This is a genomic window from Nonomuraea sp. NPDC002799, assembly GCF_053592075.1.
This window is the reverse complement of the sequence record NZ_JBSFVA010000017.1, coordinates 22895-44655: the sequence shown is the minus strand read 5'-3', so window position 1 is coordinate 44655 and position 21761 is coordinate 22895. Positions and strand designations below refer to the sequence as shown.

22 protein-coding genes are annotated in these 21761 nt (G+C 70.5%); 16 read left to right on the top strand and 6 right to left on the bottom strand.

Annotation, left to right across the window (positions count from 1 at the left end; all coding sequences use genetic code 11):
* Positions 1-66: 66 nt before the first annotated feature.
* The 6 genes from rsmD (at position 67) to mutM (ending at position 3876) form a co-directional block, all read left to right on the top strand.
* Positions 67-633 carry a 16S rRNA (guanine(966)-N(2))-methyltransferase RsmD gene (rsmD, locus tag ACWD0F_RS28170; protein WP_449880465.1) on the top strand — a complete coding sequence of 189 codons (567 nt, stop codon included), beginning with the start codon at positions 67-69 and terminating at the stop codon, positions 631-633.
* Between the two features lie 14 nt (positions 634-647).
* A complete protein-coding gene (coaD, locus tag ACWD0F_RS28165) occupies positions 648-1124 on the top strand; it encodes a pantetheine-phosphate adenylyltransferase (RefSeq protein WP_449880463.1) in 477 nt (158 codons plus the stop codon).
* 54 nt (positions 1125-1178) lie between these two features.
* Positions 1179-1748 (top strand): YceD family protein, encoded by a 570-nt coding sequence (locus ACWD0F_RS28160; RefSeq protein WP_449880461.1) that lies wholly within the window; start codon positions 1179-1181, stop codon positions 1746-1748.
* A gap of 1 nt (position 1749) precedes the next feature.
* Positions 1750-1929: a 50S ribosomal protein L32 gene (rpmF, locus tag ACWD0F_RS28155; protein WP_033409409.1), complete on the top strand. Its 180-nt coding sequence runs from the start codon at positions 1750-1752 to the stop codon at positions 1927-1929.
* 300 nt (positions 1930-2229) lie between these two features.
* The gene (gene rnc, locus ACWD0F_RS28150) at positions 2230-2949 is read left to right on the top strand and encodes a ribonuclease III (RefSeq protein WP_449880752.1); all 720 of its coding nucleotides are present in this window, start codon (positions 2230-2232) and stop codon (positions 2947-2949) included.
* 81 nt (positions 2950-3030) lie between these two features.
* Positions 3031-3876: a bifunctional DNA-formamidopyrimidine glycosylase/DNA-(apurinic or apyrimidinic site) lyase gene (mutM, locus tag ACWD0F_RS28145; RefSeq protein WP_449880459.1), complete on the top strand. Its 846-nt coding sequence runs from the start codon at positions 3031-3033 to the stop codon at positions 3874-3876.
* Here mutM and ACWD0F_RS28140 read toward each other — a convergent pair.
* On the bottom strand, positions 3824-4987 hold the full coding sequence (locus tag ACWD0F_RS28140; RefSeq protein ID WP_449880458.1) for an MFS transporter: 1164 nt from the start codon (positions 4985-4987) through the stop codon (positions 3824-3826). The genes mutM and ACWD0F_RS28140 overlap by 53 nt on opposite strands.
* A gap of 92 nt (positions 4988-5079) precedes the next feature.
* On the opposite strand from ACWD0F_RS28140, the gene ACWD0F_RS28135 reads away from it, so the two are divergent.
* The 6 genes from ACWD0F_RS28135 to ACWD0F_RS28110 all read left to right on the top strand — a co-directional run bounded on the left by ACWD0F_RS28135 (position 5080) and on the right by ACWD0F_RS28110 (position 13730).
* The gene (locus tag ACWD0F_RS28135; RefSeq protein WP_449880456.1) at positions 5080-5970 is read left to right on the top strand and encodes a LysR family transcriptional regulator; all 891 of its coding nucleotides are present in this window, start codon (positions 5080-5082) and stop codon (positions 5968-5970) included.
* 18 nt (positions 5971-5988) lie between these two features.
* Positions 5989-6276 (top strand): acylphosphatase, encoded by a 288-nt coding sequence (locus ACWD0F_RS28130; RefSeq protein WP_449880454.1) that lies wholly within the window; start codon positions 5989-5991, stop codon positions 6274-6276.
* Positions 6277-6466: 190 nt separating this feature from the next.
* Positions 6467-6661, top strand: a complete 195-nt coding sequence (locus ACWD0F_RS28125) for a hypothetical protein (RefSeq protein ID WP_026214481.1) — start codon at positions 6467-6469, stop codon at positions 6659-6661.
* 196 nt (positions 6662-6857) lie between these two features.
* Complete coding sequence (gene smc, locus ACWD0F_RS28120) at positions 6858-10535, top strand: chromosome segregation protein SMC (protein WP_449880452.1); 3678 nt, start codon at positions 6858-6860, stop codon at positions 10533-10535.
* 63 nt (positions 10536-10598) lie between these two features.
* Positions 10599-11774 carry a signal recognition particle-docking protein FtsY gene (ftsY, locus tag ACWD0F_RS28115; RefSeq protein WP_449880450.1) on the top strand — a complete coding sequence of 392 codons (1176 nt, stop codon included), beginning with the start codon at positions 10599-10601 and terminating at the stop codon, positions 11772-11774.
* 267 nt (positions 11775-12041) lie between these two features.
* Positions 12042-13730, top strand: a complete 1689-nt coding sequence (locus ACWD0F_RS28110) for a tetratricopeptide repeat protein (protein ID WP_449880448.1) — start codon at positions 12042-12044, stop codon at positions 13728-13730.
* Positions 13731-13785: 55 nt separating this feature from the next.
* Here ACWD0F_RS28110 and ACWD0F_RS28105 read toward each other — a convergent pair whose 3' ends face one another.
* The 3 genes from ACWD0F_RS28105 to ACWD0F_RS28095 are packed head-to-tail and all read right to left on the bottom strand — an operon-like array spanning position 13786 to position 16663.
* Entirely contained in the window at positions 13786-14589 is an 804-nt protein-coding gene (locus ACWD0F_RS28105) for an ABC transporter ATP-binding protein (protein WP_449880446.1), read from the bottom strand.
* On the bottom strand, positions 14586-15632 hold the full coding sequence (locus ACWD0F_RS28100) for a FecCD family ABC transporter permease (RefSeq protein ID WP_449880444.1): 1047 nt from the start codon (positions 15630-15632) through the stop codon (positions 14586-14588). Before ACWD0F_RS28100 ends, ACWD0F_RS28105 begins: the two co-directional genes overlap by 4 nt.
* Positions 15629-16663, bottom strand: coding sequence for a FecCD family ABC transporter permease (locus ACWD0F_RS28095; protein ID WP_449880442.1), 1035 nt, complete (start codon positions 16661-16663; stop codon positions 15629-15631). The genes ACWD0F_RS28100 and ACWD0F_RS28095 overlap by 4 nt, the downstream gene beginning before the upstream one ends.
* A 118-nt stretch (positions 16664-16781) precedes the next feature.
* Here ACWD0F_RS28095 and ACWD0F_RS28090 point away from each other — a divergent pair, with 118 nt between their 5' ends.
* Both ACWD0F_RS28090 and ACWD0F_RS28085 read left to right on the top strand, forming a co-directional pair.
* Positions 16782-17756: an ABC transporter substrate-binding protein gene (locus ACWD0F_RS28090; RefSeq protein WP_449880440.1), complete on the top strand. Its 975-nt coding sequence runs from the start codon at positions 16782-16784 to the stop codon at positions 17754-17756.
* A gap of 507 nt (positions 17757-18263) precedes the next feature.
* The gene (locus ACWD0F_RS28085; protein ID WP_449880438.1) at positions 18264-18848 is read left to right on the top strand and encodes a sigma-70 family RNA polymerase sigma factor; all 585 of its coding nucleotides are present in this window, start codon (positions 18264-18266) and stop codon (positions 18846-18848) included.
* Between the two features lie 20 nt (positions 18849-18868).
* Here ACWD0F_RS28085 and ACWD0F_RS28080 read toward each other — a convergent pair whose 3' ends face one another.
* Together ACWD0F_RS28080 and ACWD0F_RS28075 are read right to left on the bottom strand one after the other, a co-directional pair.
* A complete protein-coding gene (locus ACWD0F_RS28080; protein ID WP_449880436.1) occupies positions 18869-19813 on the bottom strand; it encodes an anti-sigma factor RsbA family regulatory protein in 945 nt (314 codons plus the stop codon).
* Positions 19814-19832: 19 nt separating this feature from the next.
* Positions 19833-20699, bottom strand: coding sequence for an EamA family transporter (locus ACWD0F_RS28075; protein ID WP_449880434.1), 867 nt, complete (start codon positions 20697-20699; stop codon positions 19833-19835).
* A gap of 60 nt (positions 20700-20759) precedes the next feature.
* Here ACWD0F_RS28075 and ACWD0F_RS28070 point away from each other — a divergent pair, with 60 nt between their 5' ends.
* Together ACWD0F_RS28070 and ACWD0F_RS28065 are read left to right on the top strand one after the other, a co-directional pair.
* Positions 20760-21335, top strand: a complete 576-nt coding sequence (locus tag ACWD0F_RS28070) for a helix-turn-helix domain-containing protein (RefSeq protein WP_449880432.1) — start codon at positions 20760-20762, stop codon at positions 21333-21335.
* 120 nt (positions 21336-21455) lie between these two features.
* Positions 21456-21761, top strand: a complete 306-nt coding sequence (locus ACWD0F_RS28065; protein WP_449880430.1) for a hypothetical protein — start codon at positions 21456-21458, stop codon at positions 21759-21761.

Below are 21761 nucleotides of genomic sequence, written 5' to 3'. Positions count from 1 at the left end.
CTTGCGCAGTTGAGGCAGACACTTGTGCACTCTTGACCTGCATGAACATGCGGAAGAATGGACAACATGACTCGGATCATCGCGGGCAGCGCAGGTGGCAGGCGGTTGGCAGTGCCGCCGGGGCGCGGAACGAGACCGACCAGCGACAGGGCTCGAGAAGGGATCTTCTTGACGCTCGACTCACTGTACGGACTCCACGGCGCCCGCTTCCTCGACCTCTACGCCGGTTCGGGGGCGATCGGCCTGGAGGCGCTGTCCAGGGGGGCCGCCGAGGCCGCGCTCGTCGAGTCCGACCCCAAGGCGGTCCGGACGATCAAGGCCAACGTCCAGGCCCTCGCCCTGGAGGGCGCCCGCGTGGTGGCGGACAAGGTCGGCCGCGTGCTCGCGGTGGCGCCTGAGGAGCCGTACGACATCGTCTTCGCCGATCCGCCCTACGCCGTGTCCGACAGCGAGGTCCTGGGGACCTTGGAGCTCCTGCGCGACAACGGCTGGCTGGTCGATGGAGGGGTGGTGGCGTTCGAACGGGAGACCAGGGGAAACGCCCTGAGGTGGCCCGAAGGGTACGTTGAGGAGAGGGTCCGTAGATATGGCGAAGCGTCCGTTTGGTACGGTCGCGCCGCTGGGAACCCGTAGACCTGGGAGGCGTCTTGCGCCGCGTAGTCTGCCCGGGGTCGTTCGACCCCATCACCAACGGCCACCTCGACATCATCGGCCGGGCCGCCAGGCTGTATGACGAAGTGGTCGTGGCGGTCCTCATCAACGTCGAGAAAAGCAGCCTGTTCACGGTCGACGAGCGGATCGACACCCTGGGGACCGTGACCAAGGAATATCCGAATGTCACCGTCCGGAAGTTCCACGGGCTCCTCGTGGACTTCTGCCGGAAGAACGACATCCCCGCCATCGTCAAGGGCATCAGGGTGGTCAGCGACTTCGACTACGAGTTGCAGATGGCGCAGCTCAACTACCGCCTGTCGGGGGTCGAGACGCTGTTCATGCCGACGAACCCCGAATACTCCTTCCTCTCCTCCAGCCGGGTGAAAGAGATCGCCCGCTACGGTGGGGATGTGTCGGGGCTGGTGCCTGATCTGGTGCACGAGCTGCTCATCGAGCGGCTCAGGGGGTAGGCGCGACCTGCTATCCTTTCATTTCAGCCTTGTACGACGGCGATCTTTTTCGCCATGCCTAGCGAGAGCAGGATGACTCAGCACCTCGACCTCCGCTCCCCATGGGTGATCTCCACTCACGACCTGGGCAAGCGGCCGGGCACGATGAGGCAGATGACTCTGGCCCTCCCGGCACCGGCAAAGCTCGGCGTCGACATGATCGGTGTCCCCAAGGACGCCGAAGTCGGGCTGGCTCTCCGGTTCGAAGCAGTGATGGAAGGCGTGCTCGTCACCGGCACGGCGCAGGTCCCGCTCGCCGGGGAATGCGCGCGGTGCCTCGACCCCGTCGCCTCGGAAATCGAGGTCGACCTGCAGGAGCTCTTCTTCTACTCCGACGAGGACGCCTCGGAGGAGGACTCACTGCTCGATGGTGAGCTGCTCGACCTCGAGCCGACGTTCCGCGACGCGGTGGTGCTCGCACTGCCGTTGAGCCCCGTGTGCCGAGAGGACTGCAAGGGGCTCTGCGTAGAATGCGGGGTCAAGCTGGCCGAGGCCGGCGACGATCACCGGCACGAGAAGATCGACGCCCGCTGGGCGTCGTTGCAAGATCTGAATACCGACAAAGATAACGATCAGGAGAAGTGACGTGGCCGTCCCGAAGCGAAAGATGTCGCGGAGCAACACCCGCGCCCGTCGCTCCCAGTGGAAGACGACTGCTGTCGCCCTGGTGAGCTGCCCGCAGTGCCGTTCGCCCAAGCAGCCGCACATCGCGTGCCCCACCTGCGGCACCTACAACCGTCGTCAGGTCATCGAGCCGTCCGCCTGATTTCTCTGACAACAAACCTGCCCATTGGACTGCCACCCCTCTCGTGTGCTTGGTTGAGACCGTGGCGGCAGTACACCGCAGGTTTCGTGTCAGCAGTTGACGTGATGCCGACCGGGTGCCAAAGTGCCTCGGTCGGCGTTACCGTCTCAGATGCGTGCGGCGGCGGTTCGCCCGCGGCCGTGGTGGACGCCGGGGCTATGTGTTACCCCGACGCCCACCACGTTTTCGGGCATCATGCGCAGCCGACGCGCCATGTGAAGATGTCCGAGGAGGAAGCACGTGGGCGCAGGTCCTAAGCCGGTGGCCGTCGAGGTCGCCCGAGACGAGTTGGAGCGGGTCCTGGCGGTAGGCCTCGACCTCGACATTCTTGAGCGGGCGCTGACGCACCGCTCCTACGCGTACGAGAACGGCGGCCTGCCCACCAACGAGCGCCTGGAGTTCCTCGGGGACTCGGTGCTGGGCCTGGTGGTCACCGACACGCTCTACAACAACCACCCCGACCTGCCGGAAGGCCAGCTCGCGAAGCTGCGTGCCGCGGTGGTCAACATGCGCGCGCTGGCCGACGTGGCCAGGGATCTGGGCCTCGGCCGGTTCCTGCGGCTCGGCAGGGGCGAGGAGGGCACCGGCGGGCGCGACAAGTCCTCCATCCTGGCCGACACCCTTGAGGCGCTGATCGGCGCGATCTACGTCGACAAGGGCCTCGACGAGGCGTTCAGGGTGGTGCACGTGCTGTTCGATCCGCTGATCGTCCGCTCCGCCTCGCTCGGCGCCGGGCTCGACTGGAAGACCTCGCTGCAGGAGCTGACCGCCTCCGAGGCGCTCGGGGTGCCCGAATACCACGTCGAGGAGAGCGGGCCCGACCACGCCAAGTCGTTCACCGCCATGGTGCGGGTCGGCGGCGAGTCCTACGGGTCGGGCACCGGGCGCAGCAAGAAGGAGGCCGAGCAGCAGGCGGCCGAGGCGGCGTGGACCCGCATCAGGGCCCGCCGCGAGCAGCGCGAAAGCCAGCCCGCAAGCTGACCCGCGGCGTCACCGGGGCCGGTGGCCAGGAGTCACGCGAATGTCCGTGGGTTCAGGGCCGTTCAGAGAGCGAGGTCCGGGTTGCCGGAGTTGCCGGAGGTCGAGGTCGTCAGGCGCGGCCTCGCGCAATGGGTCATCGGCCGTGAGATCGCCGCCGCGGAGGTGCTGCACCCCCGCGCGATCAGGCGTCATCTGCCGGGCGCCGACGAGTTCACCGCGCGCCTCAAGGGCCGCGCGGTGTTGTCCGCCGAGCGCCGCGGCAAATACCTGTGGTTGCCCCTGTCGGGCGCCGACGAGGCTCTCCTGGCCCATCTGGGCATGAGCGGCCAGTTGCTCGTCGTGAGCCAGGACTCGCCGCTGGAGAAGCACCTGCGCGTACGCATCCGCTTCGAGGACGGCGGCCCCGACCTGCGCTTCGTCGACCAGCGCACGTTCGGCCACGTCATGCTCACCTCCCTGTCCCACGGCGTCCCCGAGCCGATCGCGCACATCGCCCCCGACCCGTTCGAGGCGGTGTTCGACGAGGCCGAGTTCGCCAGGCGGTTGCGGGCCAAGCGCACCGAGATCAAGCGGGCGCTGCTCGACCAGTCGCTGATCAGCGGAGTCGGCAACATCTACGCCGACGAGGCGCTCTGGATCGCCGGACTGCACTGGGCCAGGCCCACGGAGACGCTGACCGGGCCCAAGGTCGCCGAGTTGCTGACCGCCGTACGCACGGTCATGGGCGCCGCTCTCCAGCAGGGCGGCACCTCGTTCGACGCCCTCTACGTCAACGTCAACGGCGAGAGCGGCTACTTCGACCGCTCACTGGAGGTCTACGGCCGCCGCGACCTTCCGTGCTCGCGCTGCGGCACCGCGATCATCCGTGAGGCGTTCATGAACCGGTCGTCCTACTCCTGCCCCAGATGCCAGCGACGACCACGCTGACCAGGGCCAGGCCCGTTCCCGCCCACATCACCGCGGAGATCGACATCCGGTCCACGACCTGGCCGCCGGCGAACGCGCCGAGGGCGATGGAGAGGTTGAAGGCGCTGACGAACAGCGCCGTGCCGAGCTCGCCGCCGCCCAGCCGCATGATCCAGAGCTGCAGGGTCACGCCCACGCCGCCGTAGCCGAGGCCCCACACCACCAGGGTGAGCAGGGGCAGGCCGATGAGCGGCAGCACCGCCGTGGACAGGGCCATGAGCAGGGCCAGCGTGATCAGGACCGGCTTGGGGTCCCTGGTGGCGCGGGCGGCCGCGGCGAAGTTGCCGATCACGCCGGCGGCGCCGTACACGAGCAGGACGCTGCTGACGAGGGCGGGGCCGGCGTGTGAGACCTGCTCCAGGAACGGCCGGACGTAGGTGTAGGCCGCGAAGTGGCCGGACACGATGAGGACGGTCAGCGTCAGGACGACCTTGAGCCGGCCGGAGAGCCACGTGCGCTCCCCGGCGGGGGCGGAGCCCTCTCCCGGCATCGGCGGCAGCGTCGTGGCCAGCAGCGCGAGCAGGATCAGCGCCAGCACCCCCATGACCGCGAACGCGCTGCGCCACCCGGCGAACGACGAGATCAGCGTCCCCGCCGGCACCCCCAGGACCGACGCCACCGAGACGCCGCCCAGGATGATCGACGTGGCCCGTCCGACGGACCGCCTGGGCACCAGCCGCACCGCCAGACCGGCCGCGAACGCCCAGAACCCGCCGATGCTCACCCCGGTCAGCACCCGGGCGGCGAGGATGATCGGATAGTTCGGCGCCAGTGCCGCCGCCAGGTTCGCCAGGGCCAGCAGCGCCATCAGCCCCAGCAACGTGGTCCGCCGGTCGAGGCGGCGGGTGGCGATGGCCACCGTAGGCGCGGCGACGGCGGCCACCAGGCCGGGAGCCGTCATCATCAGGCCGGCCGTGCCGTCGGACACGCCGAGCCCGGCGGAGATCGAGGTCAGCAGCCCGACGGGCAACATCTCGCTGGTCACCAGGGTGAACGTGCCCACCGCGACGGAGGTCACGGCGAGCCAGCGCGCCTGTACGGGCGCGGCGACGGTGGAAACGGCGGAGGTCATGGCCCCTAGCCTTCGCCCGCGGCGTGACCGGGAACAATGGCGAAGGTCGAAGGCTTGGTTTAGGCAGGCTAAGCGATCTGCCGGAGGCGGAGATGGAGTTCAGGGAGCTGGAGTGCTTCGTCGTGCTGAGCGAGGAGCTGCACTTCGCGCGGACGGCCGAGCGGCTCTACCTGTCACCTGGCCGGGTGAGCCAGCTCGTTCGCGCGCTGGAGACCAGGATCGGCGGCCTGCTGTTCGAGCGGACCAGCCGGCGCGTGCGCCTGACCTCCTTGGGCGAGCGTTTCCTGGCCGACCTGCGTCCCTCCTACGACGGGCTGGCGGGCGCGGTGGGCCGGGCGAAGGCGGCCGCGCGCGAGGTGGCCGGGGTGATCAGAGTCGGCTTCCTGGCCACGCCGACCGACGTCGTCACCGGCGCGGTGCGGGCCTTCGAACGCCGTTACCCGGGCTGCGTGGCCGAGCTGGTCGAGATCCCGCTCTCCGATCCCTTCGGCAGGTTGCGGGCCGGGCAGGTGGACATCACGTTCACGTTGTTGCCGGTGGACGAGCCCGACCTGGTGACCGGTGCGGGCCTGAACCGGGTCTCCTACGAGCTGGGCGTCTCCATCCGGCACCCTCTCGCCGGCCGCTCCGGCATCGGCGCCGAGGAGCTGGCCTCCGTGCCCCTCATCGGGCTGGCCGGCCCGGCCCCGCGCGCCTGGCGGGAGCGCATCGCGCCCTCCGCGACCCCGTCAGGACGCGCGATCCCGCACGCCGGCACGGTGGCCACCGCCCAGGAGGGCCTGACCCAGGTGGCGCTCGACCGGGGTGGCATGCTCTTCTGCGCCCCCACGGCGGCCCATCACAGACGCGCGGACGTGCGCTTCCTGCCCGTCATGGGCCTGTCACCGTCCGTTCTCGGCCTGGCCTGGGTCAAGACGGCGGAGACGGCTGTGATCAGGGCGTTCAGCGAGGCGGCCGCCGGGGAGGACGCCCTGGTGGCGTGAGAGGCGACGGGAGCGGAAATGGCGGAGAACTTGCAGGGTGCCCGGATGACGGCCTGGGTTCGGGGCAGGGTCCAGGGGGTGGGGTTCCGCTGGTGGACCCGGGCCAGGGCACTGGAGCTGAATCTGGTGGGCTGGGCGCGCAACACCGAGGACGGCAGAGTGGAGGTGGTGGCGGAAGGGCCGCGCGAAGAGTGCGTCAAGCTGCTGGAGCTGCTCAGAGGTTGCGACACGCCGGGCAGAGTGGATGGAGTAGTGGAACGATGGAGCGAACCCCGAGGTAGTTTGGCCGGTTTTGTGGAGCGTTGATCGATTTCGTTAAACCGCCCAAATAGGGTATAGTTGTATGTCGGGAGTGCCCATCAGTAGGGCGCAGCGGTTCGATCGACTTGACCGCCCACACTGCCGGTGCGACTCTTGTTAGGTACCACGCGCACCCCTCCCGCGGAATAGAAGTGCGCGAACCAGTCTGGTCACTCAGCGTGGAGGACCCTTTACCATGGCGAAGGCTCTACTCGGCCACGTCGGCGGTCCTGACCCTCGGATGGTCTCGGAAATGCGTCGTTTGCAGCAGCGCATCCGTGACCTCGAGGCAGAACTCATCCGACTTCAGGCCACGAATGACGCTCTTGCGGCGCAAACCCGCGACGAGGCACTCAGTCGCTTGCAAGAGCGCGAGCCGGCACTCACCTGAGAGTGATCGGAGCGCAAGACCCAGGGACGTCTCAAAGAGGCGTCCCTTGTTATTTTCCCGGGACCCTGGGATCCCCGCGATCACCCGCGACACGGAAGAAGCCCTGGTAGGGCGAGGTTCCGACTGTACGTGCCCGCGCAAGGCAGGGCGGACCAGTAGTCTTTCCGGAGTCCGCTGACGGGGAAGGGGGTCGCGCGTGTATCTGAAGACCCTCACCCTGCGCGGCTTCAAGTCCTTCGCCTCCGCGACCGCCCTGCGGTTCGAGCCCGGCATCACCTGTGTCGTCGGCCCCAACGGCTCGGGCAAGTCCAACGTCGTCGACGCCCTGGCCTGGGTCATGGGCGAGCACAGCGCCAAGTCGCTCCGCGGCGGCAAGATGGAGGACGTCATCTTCGCGGGCACCTCCTCCCGCCCGCCGCTCGGGCGCGCCGAGGTGACGCTGACGATCGACAACTCCGACGGCGCGCTGCCGATCGACTACACCGAGGTCACGATCAGCCGGCTGATGTTCAGGTCGGGGCAGAGCGAATACGCCATCAACGGCGACGTCTGCCGCCTGCTCGACATCCAGGAGTTGTTGTCCGACTCCGGCATCGGCCGCGAGATGCACGTCATCGTCGGACAGGGCCAGCTCGACGCCGTCCTGCACGCGGGCCCCGAGGACCGGCGGGCGTTCATCGAAGAGGCCGCGGGCGTCCTGAAGCACCGCAAGCGCAAGGAGAAGGCGCTGCGCAAGCTCGACGCGATGCAGGCCAACCTGACCCGCGTCCAGGACCTCGCCACCGAGCTGCGCCGCCAGCTCAAGCCCCTGGGCCGGCAGGCCGAGATCGCCCGCAAGGCCGCCGTCATCCAGGCCGACCTGCGCGACGCCCGGCTGCGCCTGCTCGCCGACGACATGTCCATCCTGCGCGCGACGCTCAAGCGCGAGGCCGCCGACGAGGCCGCGATCACCACCAGGCGCAACCAGGTGGAGACCGAGCTGGCCGAGGGCCAGCAGCGCGAGGCCGTCCTGGAGGCCGCCGAGGCCGAGGCCCAGCCCCGGCTGAGCGCCGCCCAGGAGATCTACTTCCGGCTCTCGTCGCTGCGCGAGCGCATCACCGGCCTCCAGCAGCTCGCCTCCGAGCGCCACCGGCACGCCGTCGACGCCGCCGCCATCGAGCGCCGCGGCCGCGATCCGGAAGACCTCGAACGTGAGGCGGCCGAGGTCGGCGAGCGGGAGCTCATCCTGCGGGCCGAGCTGGAGCAGGCCGAGGAGCTGCTGGAGGACGCCGTCGGGCGGCGGGCCGCCAGTGAGGGTGAACTGAGCGCGGAGGAGCAGCGGCTGGCGCTGGCCGCCAGGGCCGCCGCCGACCGCCGCGAGGGCCTGGCCAAGCTGCGCGGCCGGGTCGACTCCGTACGCAGCAGGGCCAGGGCCGCCGAGGAGGAGATCGGGCGGCTCCAGCAGGCGGTGGCCGACGCCGCCGAGCGGGAGCGGCAGGCCAGGGAGGACCTGGAGACGCGGAAGCTGGAGGAGCCCGCCGTCGATCCGGCGCTCGCCGCCGAGCTGGACACCGCGCAGGCCCTGGTCGAGGAGGCCAAGGCGGTCGCCGACGAGGCGCGGGCCGCCGCCGAGCGGGCCAAGTCCGCCCTCGGCGCGCCACGTGCCGCCCTGCAGACGGCGAAGTCGGGTGTTACGACGGCACGGGCCGCGGACCAGCAGGCGCAGCGGTCGATCGCCGCCCTGGCGGCTCGCCGCGACGCGCTGGAACTGGGCCTGGCCAAGAGCGACGGAGGCGCGGCGCTGCTGGCGGCCGATCTGGCCGGGGTGCTGGGGCCCTTGGCCGCCTTGATGCAGGTCACCCCCGGCGCCGAGCTGGCGGTAGCGGCCGTGCTGGGCTCCGTGGCCGAGGCGATCACCGTCAAGACGCTGGACACCGCCGTCGAAGCCCTGGACCTGCTGCGCACGCAGGGGTCGGGCCAGGCGACGCTCCTGGTGGCCGCGGAGGACGACCACGGCGCCGGCCGCGCGGCGGCCCCCGAGGGCAGCCGGTGGGTCGCCGACCTGGTGGCGGTGCCCGATCACCTGCGGCCCGCGATCGATCACGTGCTCGACGGCGTCGCGGTCGTGGACGACCTGGACGCGGCCCGCGAGCTGGTCGAGCGCCATCCGGGCCTGCGCGCGGTCACCGGCGCCGGCGACCTCGTGAGCGCCCACCTGGCCGCCGGCGGCTCAGCGGGCGGCACCTCCGTGCTCCAGGTACGGGCGGCGCTCGACGAGGCCGTCAGGGACCTGGAGGAGGCGGAGGGCCGGGCCGAGGAGACCGCCGGGGCTCTGGACGAGGCGATGGAGCAGGAGCAGGCCACCCAGTCGGCCGTGGAGGCCGCGCAGACCGGCGTCAACGAGGCGCAGAGCGCCGTCACCACCGCCCAGGCGGGCGTCAGCGCCGCCCAGGGCGCCCTCGACCAGGTCAGAGGCCGTCAGCGCGAGGCCGACCAGCGCAACGCCGCCGCCGCCAGGCGCCTGGCCCAGCTTGAGGCCGCCGCCAATGCCGCCCGCGACGAGGCCCAGCGGCTGGCCGGCAGCGTCGCCAGGGCCGAGGAGTCGCGCGCCGAGGGCCTGGAGGAGCTGACCGAGCTGGAGATCGGGCTGGCCGAGGCCGAATACGCCCAGGAGCTGGAGTCCGAGCCCACCACCGACCTGCGCGACGAGCTGGGACGTGCCTGCGAGGCCGCCAGGAAGCGCGAGATGGACACCCGCCTGCAGGTGCGCACGTCCGAGGAGCGCGTCAAGGGCATCGAAGGCCGCGCCGACGGGCTGCTGCGGGCCGCCCGGCGAGAGCGCCAGGAACGCGCTCAGGCGGCCGCTCAGCGCGCCAGGCGCAGGCAGCAGGCCGTCGTGGCCGAAGCCGTCAGCAAGGGCGCCAAGCAGGTGCTCAGCGCGCTGGGGGCGTCCGTGGCGCTGGCCTCCAGGGAGCGGGACGAGGCCGATCTGGCCAGGGTCGCCGTCGACGCCGAGCTCAAGCAGGTGCGCCTGCGCGTCCGCGAGCTCGGCCAGGAGCTCGACAAGCTGGTCAACCGCGTGCACGGCAGCGAGGTCGCCCGCACCGAGCAGCGCCTGCGGCTGGAGCAGATGGAGCAGCGGGCGATGGAGGAGTTCGGCGTCGAGGTCGAGACCCTGATCTCCGAGTACGGCCCCGACGCCCCGGTCCCCGGCGACCCGCCCCTTCCCTACGTCCGCGCGGAGCAGGAGAAGCGCGCCAGGGCGGCCGAGCGGCAGATGAACCAGCTCGGCAAGGTCAACCCGCTCGCGCTGGAGGAGTTCGCGGCGCTGGAGGAACGGCACGCCTTCCTCACCTCGCAGCTCGAAGACCTCAAGAAGACCCGGCGTGACCTGCTCACCGTGGTCAAGGAGGTCGACGACCGGGTCGAGCAGATGTTCGCCTCCGCCTACGAGGACGTGGCCCGCGAGTTCGAGCAGATCTTCACCAGGGTCTTCCCCGGCGGTGACGGCCGGCTGGTGCTCACCGAGCCCGGCGACATGCTCACCACCGGCATCGAGGTCGAGGCCAGGCCGCCGGGCAAGAAGGTCAAGCGGCTGTCGCTGCTGTCGGGCGGCGAGCGGTCGCTGACGGCGGTGGCGTTCCTGATCTCGATCTTCAAGGCGCGGCCCTCGCCGTTCTACGTGATGGACGAGGTCGAGGCCGCGCTCGACGACACCAACACGCAGCGGTTGTTGCGACTTTTCGAGGAGCTGCGGCAGAGCTCCCAGCTCATCGTCATCACCCACAACAAACGCACCATGGAGATCGCTGACGCGCTCTACGGCGTGTCGATGCGTGGTGACGGTGTGACACAGGTGGTCAGCCAGCGGCTCCGGGAGCGCGAGCTCGCCTGATCGGGTCCGTTCGGTGTGGCCTTGGGCATGAGCATGCCGGTCGATCTGGAAAACTGACATCTTGTGGATGGTTACCTCGGCGTCATCGTGATCGTGGCCGTCGTCGCCCTGCTGGCGGCCGGCGGTCTCTTCCTGCTGTTCAGGCCGGGTCGCAAGGCGCCCCCGCCGGTCAAGCCGCCCGAGGCGCCGCCGCTTCCCGAAGAGGAGAAGCGGCCGGCGGCGACGGCCGAGGAGGCCGAGGGCGCGACCACCACGCTCCCGCCGCCGGTCAAGCCGGCCGAGCCGGTCGTCGTCGAGCCCGAGATCGAGGTGCCGCCGCCGTCCGCGGGCCGGATGGTGCGGCTGCGCTCACGGCTGGCGCGCTCGCAGAACGCGCTCGGCCGCGGGCTGCTGGAGCTGCTCTCCCGCGACCGGCTCGACGACGACGTCTGGGACGAGGTCGAGGAGAGCCTGATCACCGCGGACGTCGGCGTGGCGCCGACCCGCGCGATGGTCGAGGACCTGCGCACCAAGGTCAAGGTGCTGGGCAGCCGGACGCCGGCGGAGCTGCGCAGGCTGCTGCGCGAGGAGCTGCTCGCGCAGGTCAATCCCGACCTCGACCGCACCCTCCACGTGCAGAAGCATGGCGAGCGGCCCGCGGTGGTCCTCGTCGTGGGCGTCAACGGCACCGGCAAGACCACCACCACGGGCAAGCTCGCCCGCGCCCTGATCGGTGACGGCAAGAAGGTCGTGCTCGGCGCGGCCGACACCTTCCGCGCCGCCGCCGCCGACCAGCTCCAGACCTGGGGCGATCGGGCCGGCGCCGTGACCGTGCGCGGTCCCGAGGGCGGCGACCCGGCCTCGGTGGCCTTCGACGCCGTCGCCAGGGGCATCGAGGAGAAGGCCGACGTCGTCATCGTCGACACCGCGGGCCGCCTGCACACCAAGACCGGGCTCATGGACGAGCTGGGCAAGGTCAAGCGGGTCATCGAGAAGAAGGCCACGGTCGACGAGGTGCTGCTCGTCCTCGACGCCACCACGGGCCAGAACGGCATGCGCCAGGCCCAGGTGTTCGCCGAGGTCGTCAACATCACGGGCATCGCGCTGACCAAGCTCGACGGCACCGCCAAGGGCGGCATCGTGATCTCGGTGCAGCGTGAGCTGGGGGTGCCGGTCAAGCTCGCGGGGCTGGGCGAGGGGCCCGACGATCTGGCGCCGTTCGACCCCGAGGTGTTCGTGGACGCGATCATCGGCGACTGACGCTTTTCGGGTGGGTCGGAAATCTTGGTGAAATGGCCCTTACCGGATAAGTCTTGAACGGCGACTTTTCTATGTGCTGCCATGTACCGGTCATCAAAGATCGCTCGGTCCCGCAGCCCGTGGAAGGCCCGCCCATGAAGAAGATCGTCGTGCACCGTCCGGGAACCGTTCAGCCGACTGCCGCGGCCGCGCCCAGGCACTCCCTCTGAACCATCCGGGCCGGCGTCCCCCCAGCGGGACGCCGGCTGGGGACGGACCACCGAAGGGGTGAGCGCGATCATCCTCGACGCGGACCGCCGCATCGGCGGTCCCTACACGTTCGCCGCCGGGTTGCTCCGGCACCTCGTCCCGCGGGCGCTGGAGCGCTGGCCCGCCCTGGTCGCCGCGCACGACATCGAGATCCGTGCCGCCGCGCCCGAGCTGCGTGACACGGTCCCCGCGCGCCGGCTCTCGCTGGCCGGCAGCCTGCCCAGAAGGCAGCGCATCCTCGTGCCCGGCGTCCGGCGCAGCCTCCGGCTCGCCAACGGGCTGGCCGAGTTCGTCCGCGAGCACCTGCTCCGCGCCGGCCCGCTGGCACTCACCGTGACGAACCTCGGCGAGGCCGACCACACCGACGTCGAGCTGGTGGCCGTGCTGCGGCGCCGGCTCGATCCAGGCCTGCTGCTGATCGAGGAAGGCCCGACGGCCGCCGGTGCCGGGCCGCTGCGCGCCGACTTCGACCGTTACCGCGACGAAGGTTTCCACCACGCCATGGCGGAGGCGGGGCTGGAGGCGCTGCGCGGCATGGCGTACGACGAGGATCCCGAGGGCTGGCAGCACCTGCTGCAGCGCGTCGCCGCCGCCCTGGAGGCCGTCGAACGCGAGGACGAGGCCCGCGAGCTCTACGACCGGGGCAGGCGCGTCAGCACCGACCCCCGGCAGCGCGCCACCATGGCCTACGGCACCGCCATGATCCTCGTACGCCACCACGACCACTCCCGGCGCGACCCGGAGCAGGCCATGGCCTGGATCAACGAGGCGGTCACCATCACCTCCCTGCTGCCTGAGCCCCGGGACCGGGCCTTCCACCTCGGGTTCGACCTCAACGGCAAGGCCCTGGTCGAGCTGCGCGGAGGCCGTCACGACGCCGCCATGGAGCTGGTGCGCCGGGCCGTCGACCTGGCCGAGTCGGACCTGCCGGACGAGCACCCGATCCACCGGCTGGTGCTCTACGCCAACAGGGGCCGGCTCCTGGCCCTGGCAGGCCGGGAGGAGCAGGCGCTGGCCGACTACACGCGGGCCGTCGAGGCCGACCCCGGCTATCCCGACTACTACCTCGACCGGGGCAACCTCCTGCACCGGCTCGGCCGCTTCGAGGAGGCGCTGGCCGACTACGAGAGCGTCATGCGGCTCAGCCCGCCCTTCCCCGAGGCCTACTACAACCGGGCCGAGCTGCGCTTCGCCGCCGGCGACCTCGACGGGGCCCGCGCCGACCTGGACCACACGCTGGAGCTGGACCCGGAGTTCGCGGCCGCGTACGTGAACAGGAGCGGCATCCACGCGGCCCGCGGCGACCACGCGCGGGCCAGGCAGGACGTGGCGGACGGGCTGAAGCTCCTGCCGCGCGAGCCCCACCTGCTGTGCGTGCTCGGGCAGGTCGAGCTGGCCGAGAACCGGTACCCGGAGGCGCGGATCGCCTTCGACCAGGCGCTGGAGCTCGACCCCGACCTGGTGGCGGCCTGGGCGAGCCGGGCCGAGCTGGCTTTCGAGCGCGGCGACCACGAGGGGGCCCTGGCGGACCTGACCCGCGCGCTCAAGCTGGAGGAGACGGCGGAGCTGCTGTTCAACCGGTCCGTGGTGTACGGGGCGGCCGGGCTGCGGGGGCGGGCGGAGGAGGATCTGCTGAGGGCCGCCGAGCTGGCGCCGGACGACGAGGACGTCCAGCGGGCGCTCGCCGAGGGTGTGAGCCGTGAGTAATGAGCCCGGCGAGCCCGATGGGCCGGTGAGCCCGGGGAGCCCGTGAGCTGCTGATTCAGGCTCGGGTTTTTCCGGCGTGCGCGCGTGTCCCGATCGGCACCACCAGCGGGGTGCCCGCCACCGGATCGGCGATGACCTTGGCGTCCAGGTCGAACACCTCGCGCAGCAGCTCCTCGGTCAGCACCTCGTGCGGGGTGCCGGCCGCGATCACCTTGCCCGCCCGCATGGCCACCAGCCGGTCGGCGTAGCGGGCGGCCAGGTTGAGGTCGTGCAGGACCATGACGACCGTCCGGCCGGCCTCCTCGTGCAGGTGCCGGACGAGCTCCAGCACCTCGACCTGATGCGCCAGGTCCAGGAACGTCGTCGGCTCGTCGAGCAACAGCAGGTCCGTGCCCTGGGCCAGGGCCATGGAGATCCACGCCCGCTGCCGCTGCCCGCCCGACAGCTCGTCCAGCGGCCGGTCGGCCAGGTCGGCCAGGCCCGTCATGGCCAGTGCGGTCTCGACCGCGCCCTCGTCGTCCGATGACCACTGCCGGTACCACGTCTGGTGCGGATGCCGCCCCCTGGCCACCAGGTCGGCGACGGTCAGCCCCTCGGGCGCGCTGGGCGCCTGGGGGAGCACGCCGAGGATCTTGGCCACCTCGCGGGTGGGGATCTTGTCGATGCGCTTGCCGTCCAGCAGCACCTCCCCGCCCTGCGGCTTGAGCAGGCGGCCGAGCGCGCGCAGGAGCGTGGACTTGCCGCAGCCGTTCGGGCCGATGATGGTGGTCACGGTGCCCGCCTCGATGCCGAGGTCGAGACCGTCGACGACGGTGCGGTCGCCGTACCCGAGCTTGACGGCGGTGGCCTGCAGCCTCATGTGCGTGCCCTCCAGATGAGGTGGATCAGGTACGGGGCGCCCAGCACGGCGGTGACGATGCCGACGGGCAGTTCGATGGGGGAGAAGACGGTCCTGGCGAGGAGGTCGGCGCCCGAGGTGAGCACGCCGCCGATGACCGCCGAGCACAACAGCGGCGGCCGGCCCGAGCGGGCGAGTCTGAGGGCGATCTGCGGCGCGGCGAGCGCCACGAACGCGATCGGTCCCGCCGACGCGGTCGCCACGGCGGCCAGCAGGACGGCGGCCGTGATCATCAGGGCGCGGGCCGGGTTCACCCGGACGCCGAGCGCGGTGACCGTGTCGTCGCCGAAGCGCAGGGCGTCGAGCGAACGGGTGCCGAGCAGGGTCAGCGGCACCAGCACCGCCAGGGCGATGGCGGTGGGCGTCACGTGCTCCCAGCCCCGGCCGTTGAGCGAGCCGCTGATCCAGACCATGGCGCGGCTGGTGTCGTTCACGTCGCCGATGGTCAGCAGCCAGAACTTGACGTTGGTGAAGACGGCGGCCACGCCGATGCCGACCAGCACCAGGCGGTAGCCGTCCAGGCCGCGCCGCCAGGCCAGGCCGTACACGAGGGCCGCGCCGGCCAGGCCACCGAGCAGGGCGAGCGCGGGGATGCCGAGGGTGGACAGCAGGCCGCTGGCGCCGCCGTACGCGCTGCCGCTGACCACGACGCCGGCCACCACCGTGACGGAGGCGCCGGTGGTGACGCCGAGGATCTCGGGGCTGGCCAGCGGGTTGCGGGCGATGGACTGGATGATGGCGCCGGACAGCGCGAGCGCGGCCCCGACGAGCACGCCGGTGAGCGCGCGCGGCAGGCGCAGCTCCATGATGACGAAGTGGGCGGCGCCGTCGGCGTCGAACGTGCCCGCGAGCACTTCGGCCAGCGTCAGCTGGATGTCGCCGATGCGCATGTTCATGGCCATGAGCACGACGAGGAGGACCAGGCCGGTCAGGGTGATGACGACGGCGCGCGGGCGTACCGGCCAGGACAGGCGGCCGGCGCGCAGCGGGAGCGTGGTGGTCACAACCGCACCGGCTTCCTGCGGCGTACCAGGGCGACGAAGAAGGGGGCGCCGAGCAGCGCGAGCACCACGCCGACCTCCAGCTCGCCGGGCGGGGCCACCACGCGGCCGATCACGTCGGCGAGCAGCAGCAGCGCCGCGCCGACGAGCCCCGAGTACGGCAGCAGCCACCGGTGGTCGGTGCCCGACAGCGGGCGGACGAGGTGGGGCACGATGAGGCCGACGAACGCCAGCGAGCCGCAGGCGGCGACCGACGCCCCCGTCAGCAGGGTGACGGCGCCGACGCCGACGGCGCGGGTCAGGGGGATGTTCTGGCCGAGGCTCCTGGCCACGTCCTCGCCGAGGGAGAGGGCGTTCAGTCCCGGCGCGTTGATCAGGGCCAGGATCAGGCCCGCCAGGATGAACGGCGACACCTGCCAGACCACGTCGGAGCCCCTGGCGGCGATCGAGCCCGCCTGCCAGAAGCGGAACACGTCCATCGCCTGCTCGTCCAGCAGCACGACGGCGGAGGTCAGGGCGTACAGGAAGGCGCTCACGGCGGTCCCGGCCAGCGCCAGCGTGACGGGGGTCGGGCCGCCTCTGCCGCCCGCCATGCCGAGGGCGAAGACCGCGACGCTCGCGACCAGCGCGCCCGCCAGGCCGAACCAGAGGTAGGCGAGCAGGCTGGAGGCGCCGAGCAGCACGATCGAGGCCACCATCGCGAACGCCGCGCCCTGCGTGACGCCGAGCAGTCCCGGGTCGGCCAGCGGGTTGCGCGTGTGGCCCTGCATCAGCGCGCCCGCCACGCCGAGCGCGATCCCGGCGAGCACGCCTAAGACGGTCCTGGGGACCCGCAGCGAGCGGATGACGATGTCGTTCTCGGTGCCGGTCGGGGCGCTGAGGGCGTGCCAGGCGTCCGTCAGCGGCACGGACTTGGCGCCGATCGTGATGCTCAGCAGCACCGTGACCCCGACGGCGGCGAGCAGGGCGAGCAGGACGCCGAGCCGCCGGGAACGGATGCCGTGCAGGCGTGGCGCGATGGCCGCTGCGCTCACCCTGGGCTCCTCCTCGGCGGTTGTCGATCCTGCTGAAGTATGCCAGCTTAGGCTGGGCTAACCTAATTTAGGTTTACCTTATTTAGCGATGAAGATGTACCGATGAAGGGATGTTGGGATGAGACCCTCGCGCGTGCTGGTCGGCGCTCTTCTGGTGATGGGGCTCGCCGCCTGCGGCGCCTCCGGGCCCGAGTCCGCGGCCACGCCTTCGGCGGGCGCTCCGTTCAGGACCGTCAAGCACGCCATGGGGGAGACGGTGATTCCCACTCAGCCGAAGCGGGTGGTGGCGCTCGACCAGAGCTTCGTCGACGCGGTGCTCACCCTGGAGACGCCGGTGGTCGGCTACACGACGTACCGGTCGATCGACAACGAGCTGCCCGCCTATCTCGGGAGCGTGGCTCAGCAGTACGGCAAGGAGGCCACCCCGGTCGGCACCCTTGAGCAGCCGAGCCTGGAGAAGATCATGGCGCTCAAGCCCGACCTGATCGTCTCGGCGAAGGTGCGGCACGAGAAGGACTACGACAAGTTGTCGAAGATCGCGCCGACCGTCTTCAGCGAGACCACGGGTGCCATCTGGAAGGAGAACCTCCGGCTCATGGGCCAGGCCCTGGGCAAGGAGCAGCTCGCCGAGACCCGGATCAAGGAGTACGAGGACCGGGCCTCCGTCATCGGCACGGAGATCAAGGAGAAGGACGGCTCGCTGCCGACCATCTCGATCGTGCGCTTCGCCGGCGAGCCGACGACCCGCCTGTACGTCGAGAACTCCTATTCGGGCCTGGTCATGAAGGACATCGGCTTCCCGCGCCCCGAGGGCCAGCCGACCTCCGCCGACGCCATCGCGGTGAACGTGAGCCAGGAGCGGATCGCGGAACTGGACGCCGACCACCTCTTTGTCGCGACTTATCCGGACCCGGCCTCTGACGGGCCCAAGGAGAAGTTCGTCGGCAATCCGCTGTGGGGCAAGCTCAAGGGCGAGAAGCACGAGGTCAGCGACCAGACGTGGATGACCGCGGTGGGCATCCAGGGGGCGCACGCGATGCTGGACGACGTGGCCAAGCTCTTCGCCGTGGACCCCGCCCGCGCGGCCTCCTGACCGGATTCGCCATCAACCCCCGTGGGAGCGCCTGCGGGGGTTTTGTCCGGCGCCGCCCTGACCTGGGCCGCTCTGACCTGGGGTCATGAAATGCCGGAACAGGGGGCGATTTAGTGGGCGGCGGACTGAACCTTCTCGGGGTCTCGATCGTCTTTCCTGTAGAGGTTTACCCCCCGACGCGGGGGCAGCGGAAAAGACGTGCGAATGTACAGCCCGATCACGAGCCGGCGGGACAGCGTGCGTCCCGTGCACAAGTCTTGTGTCCTATACGCCACATCATGTGACTCTGACCACTATTACTGTGAAATTGGGTGGCGAGTGTTATGATAATGAGACTTGTCCGGCCGTGGACGTGACCACGCACGCCGCGAGCAGAAGGACGTCAGCCCCCTCTGACCTAGGCGAATCCTCTAACGCGTCCCTTACTCGGGGCTTGCGATGATGGAATCGCCGTCAGGCGGCTTGTGCCGAAACGGGGGATAGCGCAAGGGGGATGTTTTGATCACTATGACCGATGAGCAGCGTCAGGACTGGTTCGAGCGCGATGTCGTGCCCGTGACGTCGCAGCTATTCGCTTCCGCCATGCGCCTGACCCGTAACACCGCCGACGCCGAGGACCTGGTGCAGGAGACGGTGGCCAAGGCCTACACGTCCTACCACCAGTTCCGCGAGGGCACCAACCTCAAGGCCTGGCTGCACCGGATCCTCACCAACAACTTCATCAACGACTATCGCAAGAAGCAGCGTTCGCCCAAGTTGTCCGCCGCCGAGGACATCGAGGACTGGCAGTTGCACGCCGCCGAGTCGCACAGCTCGAGCGGCCTGCGTTCGGCCGAGAACGAGGCGCTCGACCGGCTGCCCGACAACGTGGTGATGAATGCTCTGCGCTCCCTGCCCGAGGACTTCCGCGTGGCCGTCTATCTGGCCGACGTCGAGGGGTTCGCGTACAAGGAGATCGCCGAGCGCATGGGCACGCCCATCGGCACCGTGATGTCCCGCCTGCACCGTGGCCGCCGCCAGTTGCGCGGCATGCTGGAGGAGTACGTCCGCGAGGAGGGTGGCGTGCGCCTGCCCGCGCAGCGCGCCGCCTGAGCCGTCCTCAGGTTCCCTCCTCAGGTTCCCATCGTGAGATGGAGGCGGACGCGTAACACGCCGTCGTCCGTGCGCAGCTCCACGAGGTCGCAGAGCTGCCTGCTGATCCAGAGCCCGTAGCCCCGGGGGGACTCGGGCTCGGGTGGTATGTAGCCGGGTAAAGGGTCGTCCAGGGCGCCCCCGGGGTCGGCGATCTCGCAGACGAGCTCCCCGTCGCTCACCCACATCGTGATCGTGCCGTATCCGGCGCCGTGCTCCACGCTGTTCGCCGCTATCTCGGAGACGCTGAGCACCAGCGAGGTGATCAGGCTGCGGTCCATGCCCGCCGCCCTGGCATAGTCGCCGACGCCCTGGCGTAACCTTTTCAGCTCGCGCGCGGTGAACCTGATCGTCTCGGCGTCGTCGCCGGGCGCGGGCAGCGGCGCGCGGTCGCCGTTCAGCACCAGCTCGTGGGGCTCGACGAAGCGGCCGCTGGCCGTCTCGCCGTCCGCGCTCAGCAGCACCGGGTGGTTCACCGGGCCGAAGTCGAGCACGAAGCCGGGGACGTCGCGCACGTCGTAGAGGCACAACATCGTGGTGGGCACGGCGCGGAACGCGGCGTTGATCATGGACTCGTAGCGGATGAACTCCCTGACCTCGCGCTCGCTCCTGCCCTCCCAGACGGGCTCGGCGATGACCAGCGTGCGCCGGCCGCGCGCGTAGTCGTGGTAGGCGGCCAGGGTGCGGTACGGATGCTCGTACCAGGTGGTGGAGACGTGCCTGTCGACGCGCTCGGCGTCCTGCCCCAGGGCCTCGGAGAGCAGGGCGAGCTTGGGCGCGCAGGTGATGACCAGCACCCCTCGGTCGTCGTCCAGGGCGGATCGCACGCGCGGCAGGGCCATGCCGAGGAAGGCATCCTCCGAGTCGTACAGCACCGCGACGTGCTTCAGTGACTCACCATCGGAACGTGCCCGCTCAGGGCGCACGGCCGAAACGTAGCAAGCGCTAGCCAGGCTGCGCAACGGCTATCAGGGCCACCGCTCCGAGCGCGCAGGCCACACCGGCGATCTGGAGAGCCCGCAGCCGCTCGCCGAGCACCTTTCTGGCCAGCAGCAGCGTGCTCGCCGGATAGAGCGAGACCAGCACCGCGACCAGGCTGAGCAGCCCGCCCTGCTGGGCGAGCAGATAGAGCACGTTGGCCGCCATGTCGAGCACGCCCGCCGCCAGGATGATGGGCAGCGCGCCCGCACCGGGGCGCAGCGCCCGCCGCGTGATCAGGGCCAGCAGGAGCACCGCGGTGATCGAGGACATGCGGGCGCCGACGAGCGGCCACAACCCTGTCTCGTGCGGCGCCATGGAGAGCAGGATGAAGAAGCCGCCGAACCCGGCCCCGGCGGCGAGCGCGGCCGCCATCGAGGTGAGCGAGCCGCGGCCGTCGCCGGACCGGTCCTGGCTGACCAGCAGCACCGAGCCCAGGGCGAGCAGCACGCCCACCAGCGCCCAGAACGCGGGCCGCTCGCCACTCGCCAGCCCGAACAGCACGGGCAGCGCCGCCGAGGTGACCGCGGTCGTCGGAGCGACCACCGACATGACGCCCATGGCGAGCGCGCGGTAGAACAGCACCAGCCCGGCGGCGCCCGACAGACCGGCCGCCAGACCCCAGAGCAGCGCCCCGGAGCTGAACGAGCCCGGCAGCAGGGGCAGCAGCACGAGGATCAGCGCCAGGCCGGCGATCTGCGACAACACGACGACCGACAGCACCTGCGCACGCCGGGTGGCCAGGCCGCCGAAGAAGTCGGCCGTGCCGTACACCACCGCGCAGGCGGTCGCCAGGAACACCGTCACCGCGTCCTCCAGTTCAACAGATTGCACTCTTGGTACAACGCATAGAGTACATTTCACTGCACATTCCTTTCACTAGACTGCACTCCTATGGAAAATCCCGAGATGATCACGCAGGCCATCGCCGGCAACGTCCGGGCCCAGCGGGCGCATCGCGGGCTGACGCTGGACGCGCTCGCGACCAGGTCGGGCGTGAGCAGGGGCATGCTGGTCCAGGTGGAGCAGGGCCGGACCAACCCGAGCGTCTCCACGCTCACCAGGATCGCCTCCGCCCTGGGCGTCACCGTGGCACGGCTGGTCGAGGTGGCCGACGTGCCGACGGTCCGGGTGGTCAGCAAGGCCGACGCGGTCACCTTCCAGCAGGGGGACGTGCAGGCGCGGCTGCTGGTCGGCGCGGACAGCCCGATGATCCTGGAGCTGTGGGACTGGCGGCTGGCCCCCGGCGAGCACCACGACGGCGACGCGCACCCGCCGGGCACCCGCGAGATGCTGACGGTGCTCGCCGGCGAGCTGACGCTCTCCGTGCACGGCAAGAGCCATCTGATCGGCAAGGACGACGCCGTCCTGTTCACCGCCGACCGGCCGCACCGCTACGCCAACGCGGGCGAGGAGGAGTTGCGCCTCATCATGGTGGTCGCCGAGCCGCGCGAGAGCCCTGACCAATAACCGCGAACTCCCTCCGGATCACCCGGTGGAGTTTCATGATTACTCCATGGCTTGGACCGCTGATTCCCGTGGTTGGGTACATCCCTGGTGGACGGCTGGAACGTCGGCAGGGGGTGCCGGGTGAGTGAGGCCCGAGGCGCGACGGAGAAGCTCCAGGCGGAGCTGCACGGGCTGGGCGTCACGAGCGCGTACGAGGTCGGCGACGACGCGACCATCTCGGTGTGGATAGGGCTGGTCGTGCGCTATAGAGATGGTTTTTACCGCTGGCAGGAAGGACCGGTTAAACGTCGGCATCTGGGTACGGATCCGGTCGGATGTGCCATGCGCGTGGCGCGCCGCTACCAGGAACTGCAGGCGGATATCCCACTCTGGTGGGACGACCTGGCCAGGGAACTGCGGGGGAGACCGGCTCAGGATTATCCGTAG

Excerpts from the sequence above, each read along its gene's own strand:
- ACWD0F_RS28105 (WP_449880446.1), bottom strand. The coding sequence starts at position 14,589 with ATGAGGCTGCAGGCCACCGCCGTCAAGCTCGGGTACGGCGACCGCACC.
- ACWD0F_RS28130 (WP_449880454.1), top strand. The coding sequence starts at position 5,989 with ATGGCGGAGAACTTGCAGGGTGCCCGGATGACGGCCTGGGTTCGGGGC.
- ACWD0F_RS28070 (WP_449880432.1), top strand. The coding sequence starts at position 20,760 with ATGGAAAATCCCGAGATGATCACGCAGGCCATCGCCGGCAACGTCCGG.
- ACWD0F_RS28160 (WP_449880461.1), top strand. The coding sequence starts at position 1,179 with ATGCCTAGCGAGAGCAGGATGACTCAGCACCTCGACCTCCGCTCCCCA.
- ACWD0F_RS28085 (WP_449880438.1), top strand. The coding sequence starts at position 18,264 with ATGACCGATGAGCAGCGTCAGGACTGGTTCGAGCGCGATGTCGTGCCC.
- ACWD0F_RS28090 (WP_449880440.1), top strand. The coding sequence starts at position 16,782 with ATGAGACCCTCGCGCGTGCTGGTCGGCGCTCTTCTGGTGATGGGGCTC.
- ACWD0F_RS28125 (WP_026214481.1), top strand. The coding sequence starts at position 6,467 with ATGGCGAAGGCTCTACTCGGCCACGTCGGCGGTCCTGACCCTCGGATG.
- ACWD0F_RS28140 (WP_449880458.1), bottom strand. The coding sequence starts at position 4,987 with ATGACCTCCGCCGTTTCCACCGTCGCCGCGCCCGTACAGGCGCGCTGG.
- rsmD (WP_449880465.1), top strand. The coding sequence starts at position 67 with ATGACTCGGATCATCGCGGGCAGCGCAGGTGGCAGGCGGTTGGCAGTG.
- ACWD0F_RS28135 (WP_449880456.1), top strand. The coding sequence starts at position 5,080 with ATGGAGTTCAGGGAGCTGGAGTGCTTCGTCGTGCTGAGCGAGGAGCTG.